Annotated in this window: 14 protein-coding genes and 2 pseudogenes; 9 read left to right on the top strand and 7 right to left on the bottom strand. The window is 42.0% G+C overall.

Features of this window, described 5'->3' with window-relative positions; translation table 11 throughout:
- Nucleotides 1-264: transposase (locus AACS92_RS16500; RefSeq protein ID WP_241538003.1), on the top strand; the 264-nt coding region annotated here is incomplete at its 5' end.
- A gap of 189 nt (nucleotides 265-453) precedes the next feature.
- On the opposite strand, the gene AACS92_RS16495 is transcribed toward AACS92_RS16500, so the two are convergent.
- Both AACS92_RS16495 and AACS92_RS16490 read right to left on the bottom strand, forming a co-directional pair.
- Nucleotides 454-1,191, bottom strand: coding sequence for an IS3 family transposase (locus AACS92_RS16495; protein ID WP_241538033.1), 738 nt, complete (start codon nucleotides 1,189-1,191; stop codon nucleotides 454-456).
- Nucleotides 1,192-1,217: 26 nt separating this feature from the next.
- Entirely contained in the window at nucleotides 1,218-1,532 is a 315-nt protein-coding gene (locus AACS92_RS16490; RefSeq protein ID WP_241538032.1) for a transposase, read from the bottom strand.
- Nucleotides 1,533-1,905: 373 nt separating this feature from the next.
- On the opposite strand from AACS92_RS16490, the gene AACS92_RS16485 reads away from it, so the two are divergent.
- The 3 genes from AACS92_RS16485 (at nucleotide 1,906) to AACS92_RS16475 (ending at nucleotide 5,894) form a co-directional block, all read left to right on the top strand.
- Nucleotides 1,906-2,079, top strand: a complete 174-nt coding sequence (locus tag AACS92_RS16485; RefSeq protein ID WP_193757008.1) for a hypothetical protein — start codon at nucleotides 1,906-1,908, stop codon at nucleotides 2,077-2,079.
- Between the two features lie 451 nt (nucleotides 2,080-2,530).
- Nucleotides 2,531-3,805 (top strand): HlyD family secretion protein, encoded by a 1,275-nt coding sequence (locus AACS92_RS16480; protein WP_099111836.1) that lies wholly within the window; start codon nucleotides 2,531-2,533, stop codon nucleotides 3,803-3,805.
- Nucleotides 3,798-5,894 carry a peptidase domain-containing ABC transporter gene (locus tag AACS92_RS16475; RefSeq protein ID WP_099111835.1) on the top strand — a complete coding sequence of 699 codons (2,097 nt, stop codon included), beginning with the start codon at nucleotides 3,798-3,800 and terminating at the stop codon, nucleotides 5,892-5,894. Before AACS92_RS16480 ends, AACS92_RS16475 begins: the two co-directional genes overlap by 8 nt.
- Nucleotides 5,895-6,257: 363 nt before the next feature.
- On the opposite strand, the gene AACS92_RS16470 is transcribed toward AACS92_RS16475, so the two are convergent.
- Entirely contained in the window at nucleotides 6,258-6,899 is a 642-nt protein-coding gene (locus AACS92_RS16470) for a recombinase family protein (RefSeq protein ID WP_099111834.1), read from the bottom strand.
- A 167-nt stretch (nucleotides 6,900-7,066) separates the two neighbouring features.
- On the opposite strand from AACS92_RS16470, the pseudogene AACS92_RS16465 reads away from it, so the two are divergent.
- Nucleotides 7,067-9,664: pseudogene (locus AACS92_RS16465) on the top strand (Tn3 family transposase).
- A 60-nt stretch (nucleotides 9,665-9,724) separates the two neighbouring features.
- Here the strand turns inward: AACS92_RS16465 and AACS92_RS16460 are convergent.
- The 3 genes from AACS92_RS16460 to AACS92_RS16450 form a co-directional block, all read right to left on the bottom strand.
- Nucleotides 9,725-10,054: a helix-turn-helix domain-containing protein gene (locus AACS92_RS16460; protein WP_099111833.1), complete on the bottom strand. Its 330-nt coding sequence runs from the start codon at nucleotides 10,052-10,054 to the stop codon at nucleotides 9,725-9,727.
- Entirely contained in the window at nucleotides 10,047-10,433 is a 387-nt protein-coding gene (locus AACS92_RS16455) for a type II toxin-antitoxin system RelE/ParE family toxin (RefSeq protein WP_099111832.1), read from the bottom strand. Before AACS92_RS16455 ends, AACS92_RS16460 begins: the two co-directional genes overlap by 8 nt.
- Before the next feature lie 670 nt (nucleotides 10,434-11,103).
- A complete protein-coding gene (locus tag AACS92_RS16450) occupies nucleotides 11,104-12,183 on the bottom strand; it encodes a Replication protein (RefSeq protein ID WP_153044796.1) in 1,080 nt (359 codons plus the stop codon).
- A 1,387-nt stretch (nucleotides 12,184-13,570) separates the two neighbouring features.
- Here AACS92_RS16450 and AACS92_RS16445 point away from each other — a divergent pair.
- The 4 genes and pseudogenes from AACS92_RS16445 to AACS92_RS22040 all read left to right on the top strand — a co-directional run bounded on the left by AACS92_RS16445 (nucleotide 13,571) and on the right by AACS92_RS22040 (nucleotide 15,351).
- The gene (locus AACS92_RS16445; RefSeq protein ID WP_193757007.1) at nucleotides 13,571-13,741 is read left to right on the top strand and encodes a hypothetical protein; all 171 of its coding nucleotides are present in this window, start codon (nucleotides 13,571-13,573) and stop codon (nucleotides 13,739-13,741) included.
- An 18-nt stretch (nucleotides 13,742-13,759) separates the two neighbouring features.
- Nucleotides 13,760-13,993: a helix-turn-helix domain-containing protein gene (locus AACS92_RS16440; protein WP_099111830.1), complete on the top strand. Its 234-nt coding sequence runs from the start codon at nucleotides 13,760-13,762 to the stop codon at nucleotides 13,991-13,993.
- A gap of 40 nt (nucleotides 13,994-14,033) precedes the next feature.
- A pseudogene (locus tag AACS92_RS16435) lies at nucleotides 14,034-15,203 on the top strand (IS701 family transposase).
- Between the two features lie 16 nt (nucleotides 15,204-15,219).
- Entirely contained in the window at nucleotides 15,220-15,351 is a 132-nt protein-coding gene (locus AACS92_RS22040; protein ID WP_445286136.1) for a hypothetical protein, read from the top strand.
- Nucleotides 15,352-15,562: 211 nt separating this feature from the next.
- Here AACS92_RS22040 and AACS92_RS16425 read toward each other — a convergent pair.
- On the bottom strand, nucleotides 15,563-15,784 hold a 222-nt coding region (locus AACS92_RS16425; RefSeq protein WP_206602265.1), incomplete at its 5' end, for a hypothetical protein.

The following is a 15,784-nucleotide window of genomic DNA, read 5'->3' as shown; positions in this document are numbered from 1 at the left end:
GTCACGTTAATCACGAATGTCCGGAGTAACATGAAAGCCAAGGCATTATCTCTCTGGGATAGATTGATGTTAAGGCGGCGGTTTTTGATAGAAACCGTCATCGATCAGCTCAAGAATATTTCTCAGATAGAGCATTCAAGGCATCGCAGTCAACTCGGTTTTTTATTGGAAGTTACTGCCGGCCTTATTGCTTATACATTCCAACCTAAAAAACCGAGCTTGAATCTACGGGATAATGAGATCGCTATTTTTAAGCGAAGCTGAGGTTAAGTAGAAAACTTTCAGTGATGGTTTCTTCTTTTTATGACAAGAAGCAATTAATCCCGTTAAAACTGTCAACAGACATCCTTTTATACTTCGATGTAGTGGTCAAGAAGTTTCGGACACATTTCTCGCCTCTTCCCACTGTCTTTCATATTCAGCAGGAGAAATTCCTCCATTAAAACGGTGAGGTCAGATGTCATTGTAATACCGGCCAAAATAGTGGGTGATATCCCGCATTGCCTCATGAATGTCCCGATAGCCCTCTGGTGGAATCCATTCACTTTTCAAACTCCGGAATACCCGTTCCATGGGGGAATTATCATAGCAGTTCCCCTTGCGACTCATGCTTTGGATAATTTTATGCTGCCAGAGTAAGCGACGAAACTTTTTACTCCTGTATTGGCTGCCTTGGTCTGAATGAAAAACCAGCCGCCCTTCGATATGACGCGTTTCCAATGCATTATTCAATGCCCGGCAGATCAGCTCCGCATCCGGCGAAGAAGCGATGGCCATCCCCACCACCCGGCGGGAAAATAAATCGGTTACCACCGCCAGATAACTCCAGCCCACTTTGGTGCGAATATACGTGATGTCTCTGCACCATTGGGTATTCGGGCAAGCCGGAGCAAAACACTGCCGCAAGAGATTCGGGCTGGCGAGAGAATCTTCACTGCCGGGCGATAACGGTGAGCCCCCGGTTGACGGCTTTTCAGGCCACATTCCTGCATTAAGCGTCTGGCCTTCCAGCGGCCTACCTTCATTGGTCAGCAGGTGGCTCAAGGTGCGACTGCCTATCGCTCCCCGGCTTTGGTTGTACAGTTCACGCACCCGGATACGCAACTGCAGACGCTCCGTGTCGACCGGCCGCTGTCGCCAGTCATAATAGTCACTGCGTGACACCTGCAGCATCTGACACAATTCCGTCACCGGCCATCGGGGGCTTAGCCGTGTGATCAACGCATAGCGCCACTGCGCATCTCGCTCATCAGCACGGCCGCCTGCTTTAGGATTTCTTTTTCCATTTCCAGGCGTTTCACCTGTTTTTCTAAGGCTTGTATCTGGCGTTGTTCGGGCGTCAGTGCCTTACTGCCCGGCGTTATCCCCTGTATTTCGGCGTGATACTGGCGAACCCATTTTCCCAGCGTACTGGTATTGACCCCCAATGAACGGGCGACATCAACAACCCGTTGTTGATGGAGAACAACCTGTTGAACTGCTTCCAGCTTAAATTCAGCGGAATAGTGGCGTTTGGTAAGCTTCACTTTCATTGTCACACCTCATTGTCTTGTAATTAACATTAGCAAGTTTTTGAGGTGTCCGGAATTATCATGCCACTACATAGAGCTGCAACCTACCGTCGATGTCAACATGATTTTTGTCTTGCAAACGGGATGCGTTCATATAGGCGACCATAGATTTTTATGTGTCTCCAACATGCAAATTTAAATTTATTTTCATAACAATATTATTTATATTTTATAGTTAATATTTAAAATCAAATAATATGATATTTTTTTAGTGAAATTTAATTTTATTTATTAACAATGGTGATTTTTGTTTTTTTATCTGTTAGTATCAAATTCTGTAGTGTTAGAAATATATAATGATTTTCACTCTGTATAATAAATAAAAGGTATCTACATGAAAGAAATTAATAAAGATATGATGTACCTTATCTCTGGCGCAGGTTCAGAACAATCAGTTAAACCAGTAGAAGATTTTGCTCCTGCGTTCAGCGGTGGAGCAGGTAATTGGGGACACTGGCCAGGGATTTTTATTCCTAAAAACCCTATGCCTCCTACTAACAATAAATAAAAATTACTTAGTATCATGAAGAATCCTTACTTCTAATTTCCTTTAGGAGTAAGGAGATTACCCTCTACATTGAAAAAATCTTAGGTTCATAAAATCGTAAATATACGTTTTGTTAAAACAACATGATGTTATGGTATTTTAACATTATGAAATTAGTTAGAATGATAACATGAGTCTTTGCTTAAAGAAGTTTAACTTTTTGGTAAGTTTTTATCTGTATATGATCATTTATTTTACTGAATTTAACATTCTAATTAACTTCCATTTATCATAAAATGACACGAATGAAAAAACACACAAATTATCTTCAGTTAGATAAATAGGAATTTCTCATTTTTTAAATGACTTTTTAAAAATTTCATTTATACACCACTGATTATTACATTAAATATTATAGTATATTTAAATAGTTTAATTTTAGCAAATAAAATAATAACAAAGGGGATTGCTTTTGTTTCGTCAGGAAGCTATAAATAATCAAAAAAATAAATGGATGGGGAAATCTATTTTACTACCTGGATTCCCGGCTTGGGTATTAATTACATTATGTATCTTCTTTTTTATTTCTTTTCTTGCGTTTGTAATTTCAGGAAATTATACACGACGAATTAATGTAAATGGAGAAATTACAACCTCCCCAAGAACAATTGATATTTATTCATCTAATCAAGGTATCGTGATAAAACAATATGCCTCTGAGGGACATATCGTAAGCAAGGGAGATCCTATTTACTTAATCGATACTAGTAGAAGTACGCGTAGTGGTGTTGTTAGTGATAATCAGAAAAAAGATATAAAAAATCAAATTGAACGAATTGATAATATCATATATAGAATAATTGAAAATAAAAAAATAACTTTAGATGCATTAGAAAAACAAAAAGAAAAATACAATGTGGCTTTTGAACGTTCTTCTGATTTTATAAAAAAATCAGAAGAAGGAATAAATATTATGAAAAAAAATATGGAGAATTATAAAGATTATCAAAAAAGAGGATTGATAAATAAAGATCAACTATCTAATCAAACATCATTGTATTATCAAAATCAAAACAATCTATTAAATCTTTATAGCCAAAATGAATTGAATTCAATTAGAATAACAGACATTGAAAGCCAAATACAGACTCAGTCTGCTGAGTTTGATAATAGAGTTTACCAAATGGAGATTCAGAAATATGAGTTACAAAAAGAGCTCATAAATACAGATGCAGGAGGAGAAATTATTGTCCGGGCATTATCTGATGGAAAAATAGACTCACTGAGTGTTACTATTGGGCAAATGGTAAATCCTGGTGATAGTTTATTAAAAATAATCCCTAAGTTAATAAATAATTATTATCTCACTATTTGGGTTCCTAATTATGGAATCCCTTACATATCTATAGGTGATAAAGTTAATATAAAATATGAGGCTTTTCCATCTGAAAAATTCGGTCTTTTTTCTGGGGAAATAGTAATTATTTCAAAAAGCCCAGCAACTCAAAAAGAAATGATGACTTATCAAGGAGCACCTCAGAACTCCAATGTATTATCTACCCCTTATTATAAGGTCATTGTTAAACCAGAAAAAAATAAAATAAATTACAAAAATAAATTGCTAACTTTAGATAATGGCATGAAAGCACAAATAACATTATTTCTTGAGAAGAGAAAAATTTATCAGTGGATGTTTTCACCACTATATGATGTAAAAAACAGTGCAATAGGACCAATTAATGAATGATTATTTAATTAAAAACATAATAAAAAAATTAAATATAGGTTTACTTGATCGTGTACCTGTAGTACATCAAACAGAATCTTCAGAGTGTGGGTTGGCTTGCTTGTCAATGATATGTGGATATTATGGAAAAAATATCGACCTTATTTATCTCCGACAGCAATTTAATATTTCCTCTCGTGGATCAACTCTAACTGGGATCAGTATTATTTCCGAACAGCTTGGGATGAAAACCAGAGCATTATCATTAGATCTCAATGAAATTAGTGAATTAAAAATGCCCTGCATATTACATTGGGATTTTAATCATTTTGTAGTCGCAGTTGGTGTCAGACGAAATAGTATTATTATTCATGATCCAGCTCGAGGACGTAGAGTACTGGGATTAGCGGAAGTATCTAAACATTTTACAGGGGTAGCACTTGAAGCTTGGCCCAATAGTCAGTTCACAGCTAAAACTATACGTAATAGAATCAATTTAAAAACGCTAATAAAAAATATTCATGGAATAAAAGGGGTTTTAACGAAGATTTTTTGTTTATCTGTTGTCATTGAAACCATCAATTTAGTAATTCCGGTTGGAACACAGTTAGTTATGGATCATGTTATTCCTTCTGGAGATTATGGTTTATTAACACTAATATGTGCTGGAATGTTTTTTTTTATTTTACTACGAACTTTAATGGGGATTATTCGAAGTTGGTCATCATTGGTAATGGAATCTCTGATTGACGTTCAATGGAAAGCCAGCTTATTCTCTCATCTTGTAAATCTCCCATTGTATTATTTCGAACGAAGGAAATTAGGAGATATTCAATCTAGATTCGAATCTCTCGATGTTTTAAGAACTACCTTTACAACCAGTGTAATTGGTGCAATCATGGACAGTATCATGGCTATTGGTGTATTAATTATGATGGTGTTATATGGCGGATACCTAACTTGGATTGTTATTGGTTTTACATCGTTATATGTAATTATCAGGCTATTGACATATAATTATTATCGTCAGTTATCAGAAGAACTATTGGTCAAAGATGCTCGGGCGAGTTCATACTTTATGGAGACATTGTATGGAATATCCACAGTAAAAATACAAGGGATGATTGAAAAACGTAGTACATATTGGCTCAATCTTATAATTGATAAAATTAATGTAGGTATAAAAGTCACTAAAATGGATCTTTTTTTTGGGGGTGTGAATAGCTTCATATCTGCCTGTGATCAAGTTGTTATTTTATGGTTGGGGGCTAGCTTAGTTCTCAACAATCAAATAACAATAGGTATGTTTGTGGCTTTCGGTTTATTCAGAGGACAATTTTCAGATCGAGTAGCATCACTGACTAATTTTTTACTTAAATTACGGATGATGAATTTACATAATGAGCGTATTTCTGATATCGCATTAAATGAGAAGGAAAATCATAAACCAGATATTTTATATTCATCTGATATAAAACCTGTTTCTTTAAGTACTATCGATTTAAGCTACCGTTATGACAGCCAGTCTCCATATATTTTTAGTAAATTGAATATTACTATTACTCCAGGGGAAAGTGTGGCCATTGTAGGACAATCCGGAGCAGGAAAAACAACGTTGATGAAAGTGCTTTGCGGATTGTTTTCACCTGATTCAGGGAAAGTAATGGTTGATGGTAAAGATATAAGGCAATTCGGTACTAATAATTACCATAAAATGATTTCATGTGTAATGCAGGAAGATAAATTATTTTCCGGCTCAATAAGAGAGAATATCTGTGGGTTTTCTGACAGCATTGATGAAGAATGGATGCAAGAATGTGCTAAAGCAAGTTATATTCACGATATGATTGTTAAAATGCCAATGGGTTATGAAACATTAATAGGAGAATTGGGAGAAGGTCTTTCGGGTGGACAAAAGCAACGCATCTTTATTGCAAGGGCTATTTATCGTAAACCTAAAATTATTTTTATGGATGAAGCGACAAGTCATCTCGATAGCGAAGGAGAACAATTTGTAAATCAAGCTATTAAAAAAATGAACATTACAAGAGTTATTATTGCACACAGAAAATCGACAATAAAATCAGCAGATAGGGTTATACATATATAAAACTGGTCATAATATTTTATTGAATTATACGGCATGCCCTAATCTTAGACTAGGGGCTGTTGACGCTTTGTTTTCATCATTTATCAGGGTGAGAGCATGAATGCTAGTAAAATGAGCTAAGTGATTGAAAGTGACTTTTTGATGCAGCCAGATATATTTATATTTGTACAAAATAAAGACATTATCGCTAACAAATATTATTCATTCAGAATAAAAAACGTTCATGCTCTCGCCCTACATCATTTATTCAGCCCACATTGGCAGTCAGAAAATGATAAACGCCAGTGCCAACATACTGGCGTAATTTCGTTCTAATTGGGGTCAGTTTGGATATCGAAAATTATTGTACGTTAAGGCCAATTTTCAATCAGATGCCACTTCTTTATAGAGAGCCTGTATGCGACAAACCTGAGAAGTACTGTAGCCTGTCGCATCTGCCGTTTCTCGGATGCTGAGTTTTTTAACCTGCCGGTAATACAGGACTTTCTGGTGACGCTCACTATCAGCTTGTTTACCCCTGTATTTCCCCAGCGTATGCGCCCGTTCAATTCCCTGTTTTTGCCGCTGGCGGCGGCTCAGCCAGTCCTTATGCGACATCGCGGCCATCAGGTCGATAAGCATGTTATTGATGGCGGTTATCACCGCGCGGGTGATCGGATCAGCTTGTGAGGGGTCTTTATCTGACAGTGCCTGCCATGAAGTGGGGACATCCAGGCTGATAATCCGTAACTCATGCTGCTCAATCTGCTTTTTCAACGTCATCCAGTCGCTGTTGCTGAGACGGGTCAGGCGGTCTATCTGCTCGACCAGCAAAATATCATTGCGGTGACTGTCCATCAGTAAGCGGCCCAGCTCAGGGCGATCAAGTTTTGTCCCACTGATGTTCTCTCTGTAGTAGCTGGCTATTTTATGTCCCCGCTCCTGGACAAACTGCTCCAGCATCTCTTTTGCCCGATCGGCAAACTGGTCTTCCGTCGATGCCCTTAAATAAGCTCTGATGAACATTTTTTCACTGTGTTATCGCATTTAGGTTATTGCATTTAATCTATCGCATATAGGTTATGTCATTCATCGTGCGCCGTCACGTTTTAGTTATGGCTTCAGGGTGTACCCTTATGCGATATCCAGTTTTGTTAAAAATACCGTGCTGAATAATTTACGAGAAAAACTATATGGCAAGGAGGCCGATTCTTTCTCTGTCTGAAAGAAAATCATTACTGGCATTACCGGACGATGAGTTAACGCTGACCCGAATGGCGTATTTTAGTGAACATGATCTGGCGCTTATCAGTGCTCACCGTAAACCCGCCAGCCGTTTTGGTTTTGCCGTTCTTCTTTGCTACCTGAAAAATGTCGGCTTTGCCCCAGATAAAAAAATTCCACCATCTGATGCACTGCTGAAGCATATCGCCAGCAGGCTAAAACTCGCCGGGGATCTCTGGCCTGCTTACCTTTACGGCAGGGATACAACCCGGCGTGAGCATTTAACCGAACTGTACCGCTATCTTGGCGTAAAGGCGTTCACCGGCAAAATACAGCAGGACTGTATTACACACCTGCTGTCGATGGCGACTCGCACCGATAAAGGTATTCTCCTGGCCGAAGAATTACTGGTCTATCTCCGGCAGAACAACGTGCTAATCCCCGCGATTGATGTCGTGGAGCGTACCTGTGCGGAGGCCATGGCAGGCGGCGATAAAATCGTATTTCAGACCCTGAATACCCCGTTAACTCCGGCTCACAGAGATGCCCTGGATCGTTTACTTGAGTCCTCAGATAATCAGTCTTCCAGGCTGATATGGCTTCTGCAACCGCCGGGTAAAATCAATGGTAAGAACGTGCTGCAACACCTTGATCGGCTCAGTAGCATTGAATTCCTGGCATTACCGGAAGGTATAGATCGTACCATTCACCAGAACCGGTTGCTGAAACTGACGCGGGAGGGCCGAAAGATGAGTAGCCGGGATTTGACCCGATTTTCAGCAGCCCGGCGTCATGCGATCCTGGTGTGCGTGCTGGAAGAAGCCAGAGCCACACTGACAGACGAAGTGATTGAGCTGCATGAGCGAATGCTGAACAGCCTTTTCAGCAAAGCTGAAAGAACACAGGCTGAGCGTCTTCAACAGACCGGAAAGCTGATCCAGTCAAAACTGAGGCAATACATCGATGTCGGTTTGGCACTGTCTGAAGCCCGTGATTCCAGTGGCGATCCATGGCTCGCAATAGAAAATATACTGCCATGGCCTGAATTTGTCGCCAGTCTGGAGGAAACACGCCATCTCGCCAGGAAAAATAATTTTGATCCGCTGCATATTATTACCAAGAAATACAGCATATTACGGAAATATGCCCCACGCATGTTGTCCGCTTTACTGTTAGTCGTAACCCCAGCAGCGCAACCTCTGGCTGATGCGCTGGCTGTGATCAAAGATATGTACCGGAAGCAGTCACGTAAAGTTCCGGCGACAGCACCGCTTGAGTTTGTCCCTGAAAGCTGGCGCAAAGTGGTGATTACACCTGCGGGTATTGACCGGCAGTACTATGAGTTTTGTGCGCTCAGCGAGCTTAAGGGTGCGTTGCGCTCCGGGGACATCTGGGTTAAAGGCTCACGCCGCTACATCACCACCATCCTTGCGGATGGCATCAATCTTGGTCTGACCAAAATGGCGGAAGCCTGCCCCGGAAGCACCAAATCATCACTGGAAAATATCCAGGCATGGTACATCCGCGACGAAACCTATTCAGCCGCTCTCGCAGAGCTGGTGAACGCGCAGGGGAAAAGGCCGTTAGCGGCATTCTGGGGAGACGGGACAACGTCATCATCAGATGGACAGAATTTCAGAACAAGCAGCTCAGGCCGCTACGCAGGGCAGGTTAACCCGAAATATGGGCAGGAGCCTGGACGTCAGTTTTATACCCATATTTCGGATCAATACAGCTCGTTTTACACCTGCATAATCAGTCGGGTCGGGGATTCAACCCATGTGCTCGATGGTTTGCTGTACCACGAAAGTGACCTGGAAATCAGGGAGCATTACACCGATACCGCGGGTTTCACCGATCATGTCTTTGCTCTGATGCATCTGCTGGGATTTGCGTTCTGTCCGCGAATCAGGGATCTCCACGACAAAAAGTTGTTTATCAAAGGGAAAGCGGACCAATACCCGGCGCTTCAGTCACTGATATCAACAACCAGCCTGAATCTGAAAGAGATCGAAATTCACTGGCCTGAAGTACTGCGTCTGGTCACCTCAATAAAGCAAGGAACAGTGACGGCATCCCTGATGTTGAAAAAGCTTGCCAGCTATCCCAAACAAAACGGGCTGGCCAAAGCACTGAGAAAAATTGGCCGCATTGAGAGAACCCTGTTTATGCTCGACTGGTTCCGCTGCACTGCGTCGGCGGATACAGGCGGGGCTGAATAAAGGTGAAGCCCGTAACGCGCTGGCGCGTGCGGTATTTATGCACCGGCTGGGAGAAGTCAGGGACCGAAAACCGGAAAATCAGAGCTATCGCGCCAGTGGGCTGACGCTGCTGATGGCGGCGATCTCTCTGTGGAATACCGTGTATATGGAAAGAGCGGTCGATGCCCTGAAGCGTAAGGGGCTGAAGATCAACGAACAACTGCTGTCGCATTTGTCCCCGTTAGGCTGGGAGCACATAAATCTGACAGGCGATTATATCTGGAAAAGCAACCGGCTTCCGGTAAGTTTCGTCGGCTGAGGCCAGCTAAAGTCGAAGGGTCAAAAAATAGCCTTAACGTACAATAATTTTCGATATCCAAACTGACCTTAAATAGCGGTGCATATTTTTTTATGCTTTTTAAATCTCTAAACCAGTAACACTTCTGGTCCGCGGTGTTCAAGAATACGAAGCATTCTAAGAGCTGGGCCACTTGGTTTTTTTTCTTCGCGTTCCCATTTAGAAACGCTTTCTTTTGACATTCCTAATGCTAGAGCTAGCATAGCTTGAGACATTCCATATTGCGTACGGAGTTGCTTTATCTCAGCTCCTGTCATCATTGTAACAGCTTTAATCTGCTCGTTGATTTTTCTTGTATTAACGGCTTTTTTGAGATCGTTAACCAAACTTTCCGGTGCAACATCAAGTGCGTGTAGTTCTTTAGCTAATTCAAGCATGTTGTTTAATTTATTACTCATAGATGATTTCCTCCAAGATACCATGGGTTATTAACTCATTGATCTTTTGATCTGTATAGCTAAGGAAAAGTTTGGAAAGCTGTTTATATGCTTCTAATTCATCATCCTCGATTTCTTTTTTTCCTTTAGAGCTAATGGTACTTTTTGTCCAGCCATCGGCAAAAAATAGATGATTATTAACCTTAAAGAAGATGATGACTCTTACCCCACCACTTTTACCTTTTCCGCCAATTGCTATTCGTTTTTTAATGACTCCACTACCTAGATCGGCTTCAAACTTTCCATTTTTAACTTCTTGTGCAGCATTCAATAACTGTTGATCGGAAATATTAATTTTCTTCGTGCTTTTTTTGAACGATGAGATTTTATAGAACGCCACAAATATTCTCCAAGCAGTAACAAGTACTATAGTATCAGGTGCTACTTTAAAATCAATTAGTAGGTACAATGATTTAAAAACAGTGTGGGTTTTATGAGCGAAGCGAATGAAAGGCGGCTCTCATAATCTAATGGAGATAAGAAAGTTGAACCGCCGAGGCCAAGAGGGAATTAATGGTGACTCGAAACCCCCTCGCCCTACTAAGCAGAAGACTGTTTAGATGGTTTGGGGTTTAATTAGTTCTGCCGTAGGCACGCAGTGGTCACGGCGTAGGCGTGGCGTATCTGCGCGTTGGCGGGCGTTTACGACCGCTTACGGGACGTTATGTGTTGAATTTTCCCCTTGAACAAAGTGAAAGGGGCTAACTATTGAGAGTTGTAGCCTTTAGGCTCAACTCCATTTGTTATTCCTTATTTATAAGGCTTGTTTTGTTCAGAAATAAGCTTCGAAATTAATAAAATTCTAAAACTCTTATTCGAAGTTAATAGCTTTATTATTACACATAGTGGCAAATTTTAAACGGAGAATCGATTTCAGATGCACAAGTTAGAAAACTATACAGAAATAGATGGGTGAAACGAGTAAGAAACAATCGAAATTTATCACCGAGTGAAACACCAAAACCGCGCTAGGCACGGTTATTCGGATTAATCATCAAAGAAGTATTCAGTTAAGTAAGGATGATGCCTTCTTGCTCAAGTAACAGTCGGTAAAATTGTTCTGAGTACTCGCTTATATGAGGATTTTGCGCTTTTAATTTGTTTTTTGCATAATGGGCAGCAACCGGTGTTGTTGTTTTTTGCCATTCGACAAACATACTCCAGTAGATTGAATCTGATTTGTCCTTTTTACGTAAATTCGCCACTGAACGCCGCGTTCCATTAAGTTCGGCTTCCAGATTTTCCGCTTGGTTATCCAAAGTCTCAATGTTGTCTTCGATATGTTTCAGTACTTCGTTTTTCTGTTCCTGTAAATCCTGAGCAACTACTGAGCGTTTAATCTTTTTCAGTAGCTGGCGCAACGCATGTTTATTTTCTACATCAATGCCCAATCGCGCCATGTTCAATAAATGACGTTGGTATTTTTTTTCCAGATTTTCAAGCTGGCCACTTTTTATAGCCCAGTTTTGGAAGTCAATTAAGCTCTGGCGGATTTCGTTACGAGGAATACCTTTGGACATGAAAAATTCTGGTTTCAACCAAATTCTCATCGGCTTATTTTGGCCCGCATCTCGGTCTTTATCCCGATGGACGACAATTTGCTCCATTTGCTCAAGGACTGAAAGCGCATGAAGTGCTACATCATACGATTTACGACCGTTATCATATTCATGCAGTACCCCCATCGCCTTGGCGATAAATTCAAAGGGCACCATCACTTCAAACAGATAATCATGACCGGGAAAAAAATCCGCATTTGCCGCAAACGCTAGCGACAATGAGGTCAAAGCCTCACGACTCTCAGAACGTGTACTGACGCGCATAGGCTTTGGCACATAGTGCGGATTTTTTCGTTCGGAATACGGCGTATAGCCCTTTTGACGAAGCGCGATAAGGTCACTATCCCGCCGCCAGTCATGGCTTTTCAGGGTTCGAGATAACCGAGCAGGTGCCCCTTTCGGAATTTTGATATCCTGTTTTGGGATATTTCGCCGATGAATTTTAGACTGCCCCCGACGTAAAGCGTTGGATTCACCACGCCGACGAACAGAGGAATCAAATGTTGATTGGGTGTGTTGATTTTTAAACACATCCCCTACACTTATGGCGGGGATCAAAAAGTTGCAATAGAAGTCTCATCGTTCTATACTCCTATGCAGAAACCACTAATTCGATTTCTGCAAGTACACCCCATATATCTGACCTTACCGCCAAGTTTGATACAGATTGTGGGGTTTCTTCTTTTTAGCGATTAGTTAATCATTATCAACTGCCCGCATTTAGTCACCTTTCGGCGTGACTGACCAACGAAAAACCTTGATAAACTAGCACTGTGAAACAAAAAATTCAATAAACCTTTCTAATTGTTTTGTTCTCACCAATAATCCATTTGAACTTATCAGAAAAATAAAATAACCAAACAAAAATTAAACAATATCAATATTAGCACTGGAAGGGTGAACGCTCAAGAACGTGATGATTCAGCATCACTCATGCTGTGATCTGTACTGGTTTTTTAGACAAGTAAATTGAGGTAAAAGCCATATCAACGGTTTGACGTTTTCTTACCTAATCGTTAATATTTTTTTCTACAAAAAAAGATCCATCGCCTGTCAGGATCGCCTTCGGGCGGCGAAACAAAACTCCTGTAGCCTGAAAGGGAGAGCAAGATTGCGGTACATCTGCGCACTTTTGGAAGCAGATATCGTCTGATGGACGATGAAAGTTATCCTGTCACTTTTACATTCGACGGGCTTACCACACACACATTGAGCAGGTTTCTGCTACGTTCACTATAACCGTTTTACTTTGTACGACTTTCACCTACGCTTTAAGTCACTCACGATAAACGTTCCGAAAACTTCGCGGCGTCACTTGTGTTTAAGCGAAGCGATTACCAAGTGACGCTGCCAATCCTCAACGCCTAGAGCACGTCCGGTCTGGCTTTACGAACGATTTGAACCGCGTTTTACTCAGTGTCACCACTTTTCATTGGCATTTTTCTGCCTTAATTCACTTAATTCGTTTGTTTTTCACTCACTGCCTTGTAATAGGCCTATGTAGTAAAGAAAGGAAATACCACGTCAAGATAATGAGGCGTTCACCCTGATTGAGATCAGGCGCTGAACGGGGAGTAAACCATCGCCGTGCCTGGCATGCACGTAGCGAACTCCTGCAATAACTCACCACAATGCTATCTCTGCTACACATTACCTGACACACCATGGAATGGTGAACCTAACCGACACGCAGGGAAAATGTTTCGAAATAAGTAAAATGAGTCTGAAAAACAAAGGGGAAATACGGATAGCAAAGCGATCACGAACGAGAATAAATAACAAAGATTTATTTAGCCGTCCGTATTCTTCCCTGAATTTGTGCGCTTTTGAGAGGAATTATAGCCGTTAAACTTAGCGGTTTAGTTATTGAGTAAGCTAAAACAATCAGTTAAAGTATTCCCGCCATTGGCAAATACCAATGGTCAGGGATTTGCAACCCTGTGGACACTTCACTGGTAGTGATATTTCTACCAGTGTGCCTGCGTTCGCCTTTTCTATGGGGATTCAGGCAGGGGAGGTTTCGACCTCGCCGGATGAGTGTCCCGGTATTGCAAACCCTGTCTGGATCGCCACCATCAATATTAATTAATGGAAAAAGGTAGCAGGAATGAATAACAATGTTAGAAATGACTGGCATCAGGCCGACATTATTGCTGCATTACGTAAACGCGGTACAACCTTAGCGGCACTCTCCCGAGAAACGGGACTCAGCTCATCAACACTCGCAAATGCATTCAGCAGGCCTTGGCCTAAAGGTGAATGGATCATCGCAGATTATCTCGGCATCCATCCCTCAAAGATTTGGACTAGTACTACAGTAGTAGCCGGCATTGTGTCATGATAGCTATCTTCTTTCTTCTTCATCCTAAGGGAGGTGCCCTATGGCCTCACCTGTCAATCTCTGGGAACAGGCGCTTCTGCTGGCTCATTCCCGTCTGATCCCACTATTTTGCTCTGCAAGTTCTCAGCAACGTTGTCTGGCGTATCTTCGTGGGTTACTCAGCGATGTTGAACGTAAAAACGGCTGGCAACTGGCTGAATGGCTGGGTGAACGCTCACCGGATGGCATTCAATATTTTCTGGAACGGGCCCATTGGGATGCTGAAGCTGCCCGCGATATCTTACGTGATTATGTCACCACACATTTGGGGGATGAGCAAGGTATCCTCATTATCGATGAAACCGGTTTTATCAAAAAAGGGACGTATTCTGCCGGCGTGCAGCGTCAGTATAGTGGAACGGCGGGACGGATTGAAAATAGTCAGATAGGGGTTTTCCTGTGTTACGCCGGCAACGGTGGTCATGCCTTCATTGACCGGGCTTTATATCTGCCTAAACAGTGGACAGAGGATCGCCTCCGCTGTGACGCCGCCGGCATTCCTGACTCGGTCAGTTTTGCCACGAAACCCCAGCTCGCCCAGAACATGCTGGCGCGGGCATTCAAGGCCAATATCCCCTGTCGCTGGGTCACCGCTGATGCGGTCTATGGACAGGATCGTCGCTTGCGATGCTGGCTGGAATCTCAGCACCAACCGTTTGTCTTAGCGATCCCCAAAAATGAGCGCCTCTGGTGGCAAACACCGCACTACACCCGAGCAGACACCCTTGCAGCCAGTCTGACCACTGATGACTGGGAAAAACAGTCAGCCGGGCTGGGAACAAAAGGCGAACGTTGGTATGACTGGGCCCGGATCCCACTCTGGCGCTTGCAATTGAGTGAAGAGGAACGGCGTTATGGCCATTATCTGCTGATCCGGCGTAGCCGGGATGAGAAGCAAGAACTGGCCTACTATGTTGTCTATGCCCTTAAAGAACAGGCCGATCTCAAGATCGTTGATTCAGGTGGCCGGCCATCGCTGGGAAATCGAAAGCGGTTTTGAGGAAACAAAAGGCGAGGCGGTCTGGATCATTACGAAGTGCGGCAGTGGCACAGTTGGTATCGGCATATTACGCTGTCTTTACTGGCCCATGCGGTCTTGGCAGTTTTGCGGATACAGGAGAAAAAAAACACCGCAGGGACTGATAGCCCTGAGCATATCGGAACTGCGTAACCTGCTGTCAAAACTGATGAAAAAGGCAGGAGAAACGAGAGAACAGATTTTATTTTGGTCAGACTGGCGGCGACATCAGTATCGCGCCCAACAATGCCATTATCGCCGCCGAGAGGAATATCTGATCATGGAACAGTTACGACTGTAGTACTAGCCGTTACTTTGATCAACGTGGTCAACTTGTTGAGCGTAAGGTTCGCAATAAGTCACAGAGATAATCCACCTTCGTTTTTTTAGCCCAGTTTGTGAAAATGATAAATTTTGATATGAAGCCGTGAGATTTAAATGGCAGTCTGATTTAGCCATTTTTAAATTCCAAGGCTTTTTTGGTTTACTTTGACTTTGCATACTATCTAATACTACAGCCGTAATGGCTGTGGAATAAGAGGGGTATCCCGGCGCCGATAATGACATTGTTGTGAGCGGTACTGATGTCGCCGCCAGTCTGACCAAAATAAAATCTGTTCTCTCGTTTCTCCTGCCTTTTTCATCAGTTTTGACAGCAGGTTACGCAGTTCCGATATGCTCAGGGCTATCAGTCCCTGCGGTGTTTTTTTTCTCCTGTATCCGCAAAACTGCCA

It is taken from the genome of Xenorhabdus sp. KJ12.1 (genome assembly GCF_963876495.1).
GTDB classification, from domain to species: Bacteria; Pseudomonadota; Gammaproteobacteria; order Enterobacterales; family Enterobacteriaceae; genus Xenorhabdus; species Xenorhabdus stockiae.
The sequence above is the reverse complement of the archived record's forward strand: the minus strand, read 5'-3'. Positions and strand labels throughout refer to the sequence as shown.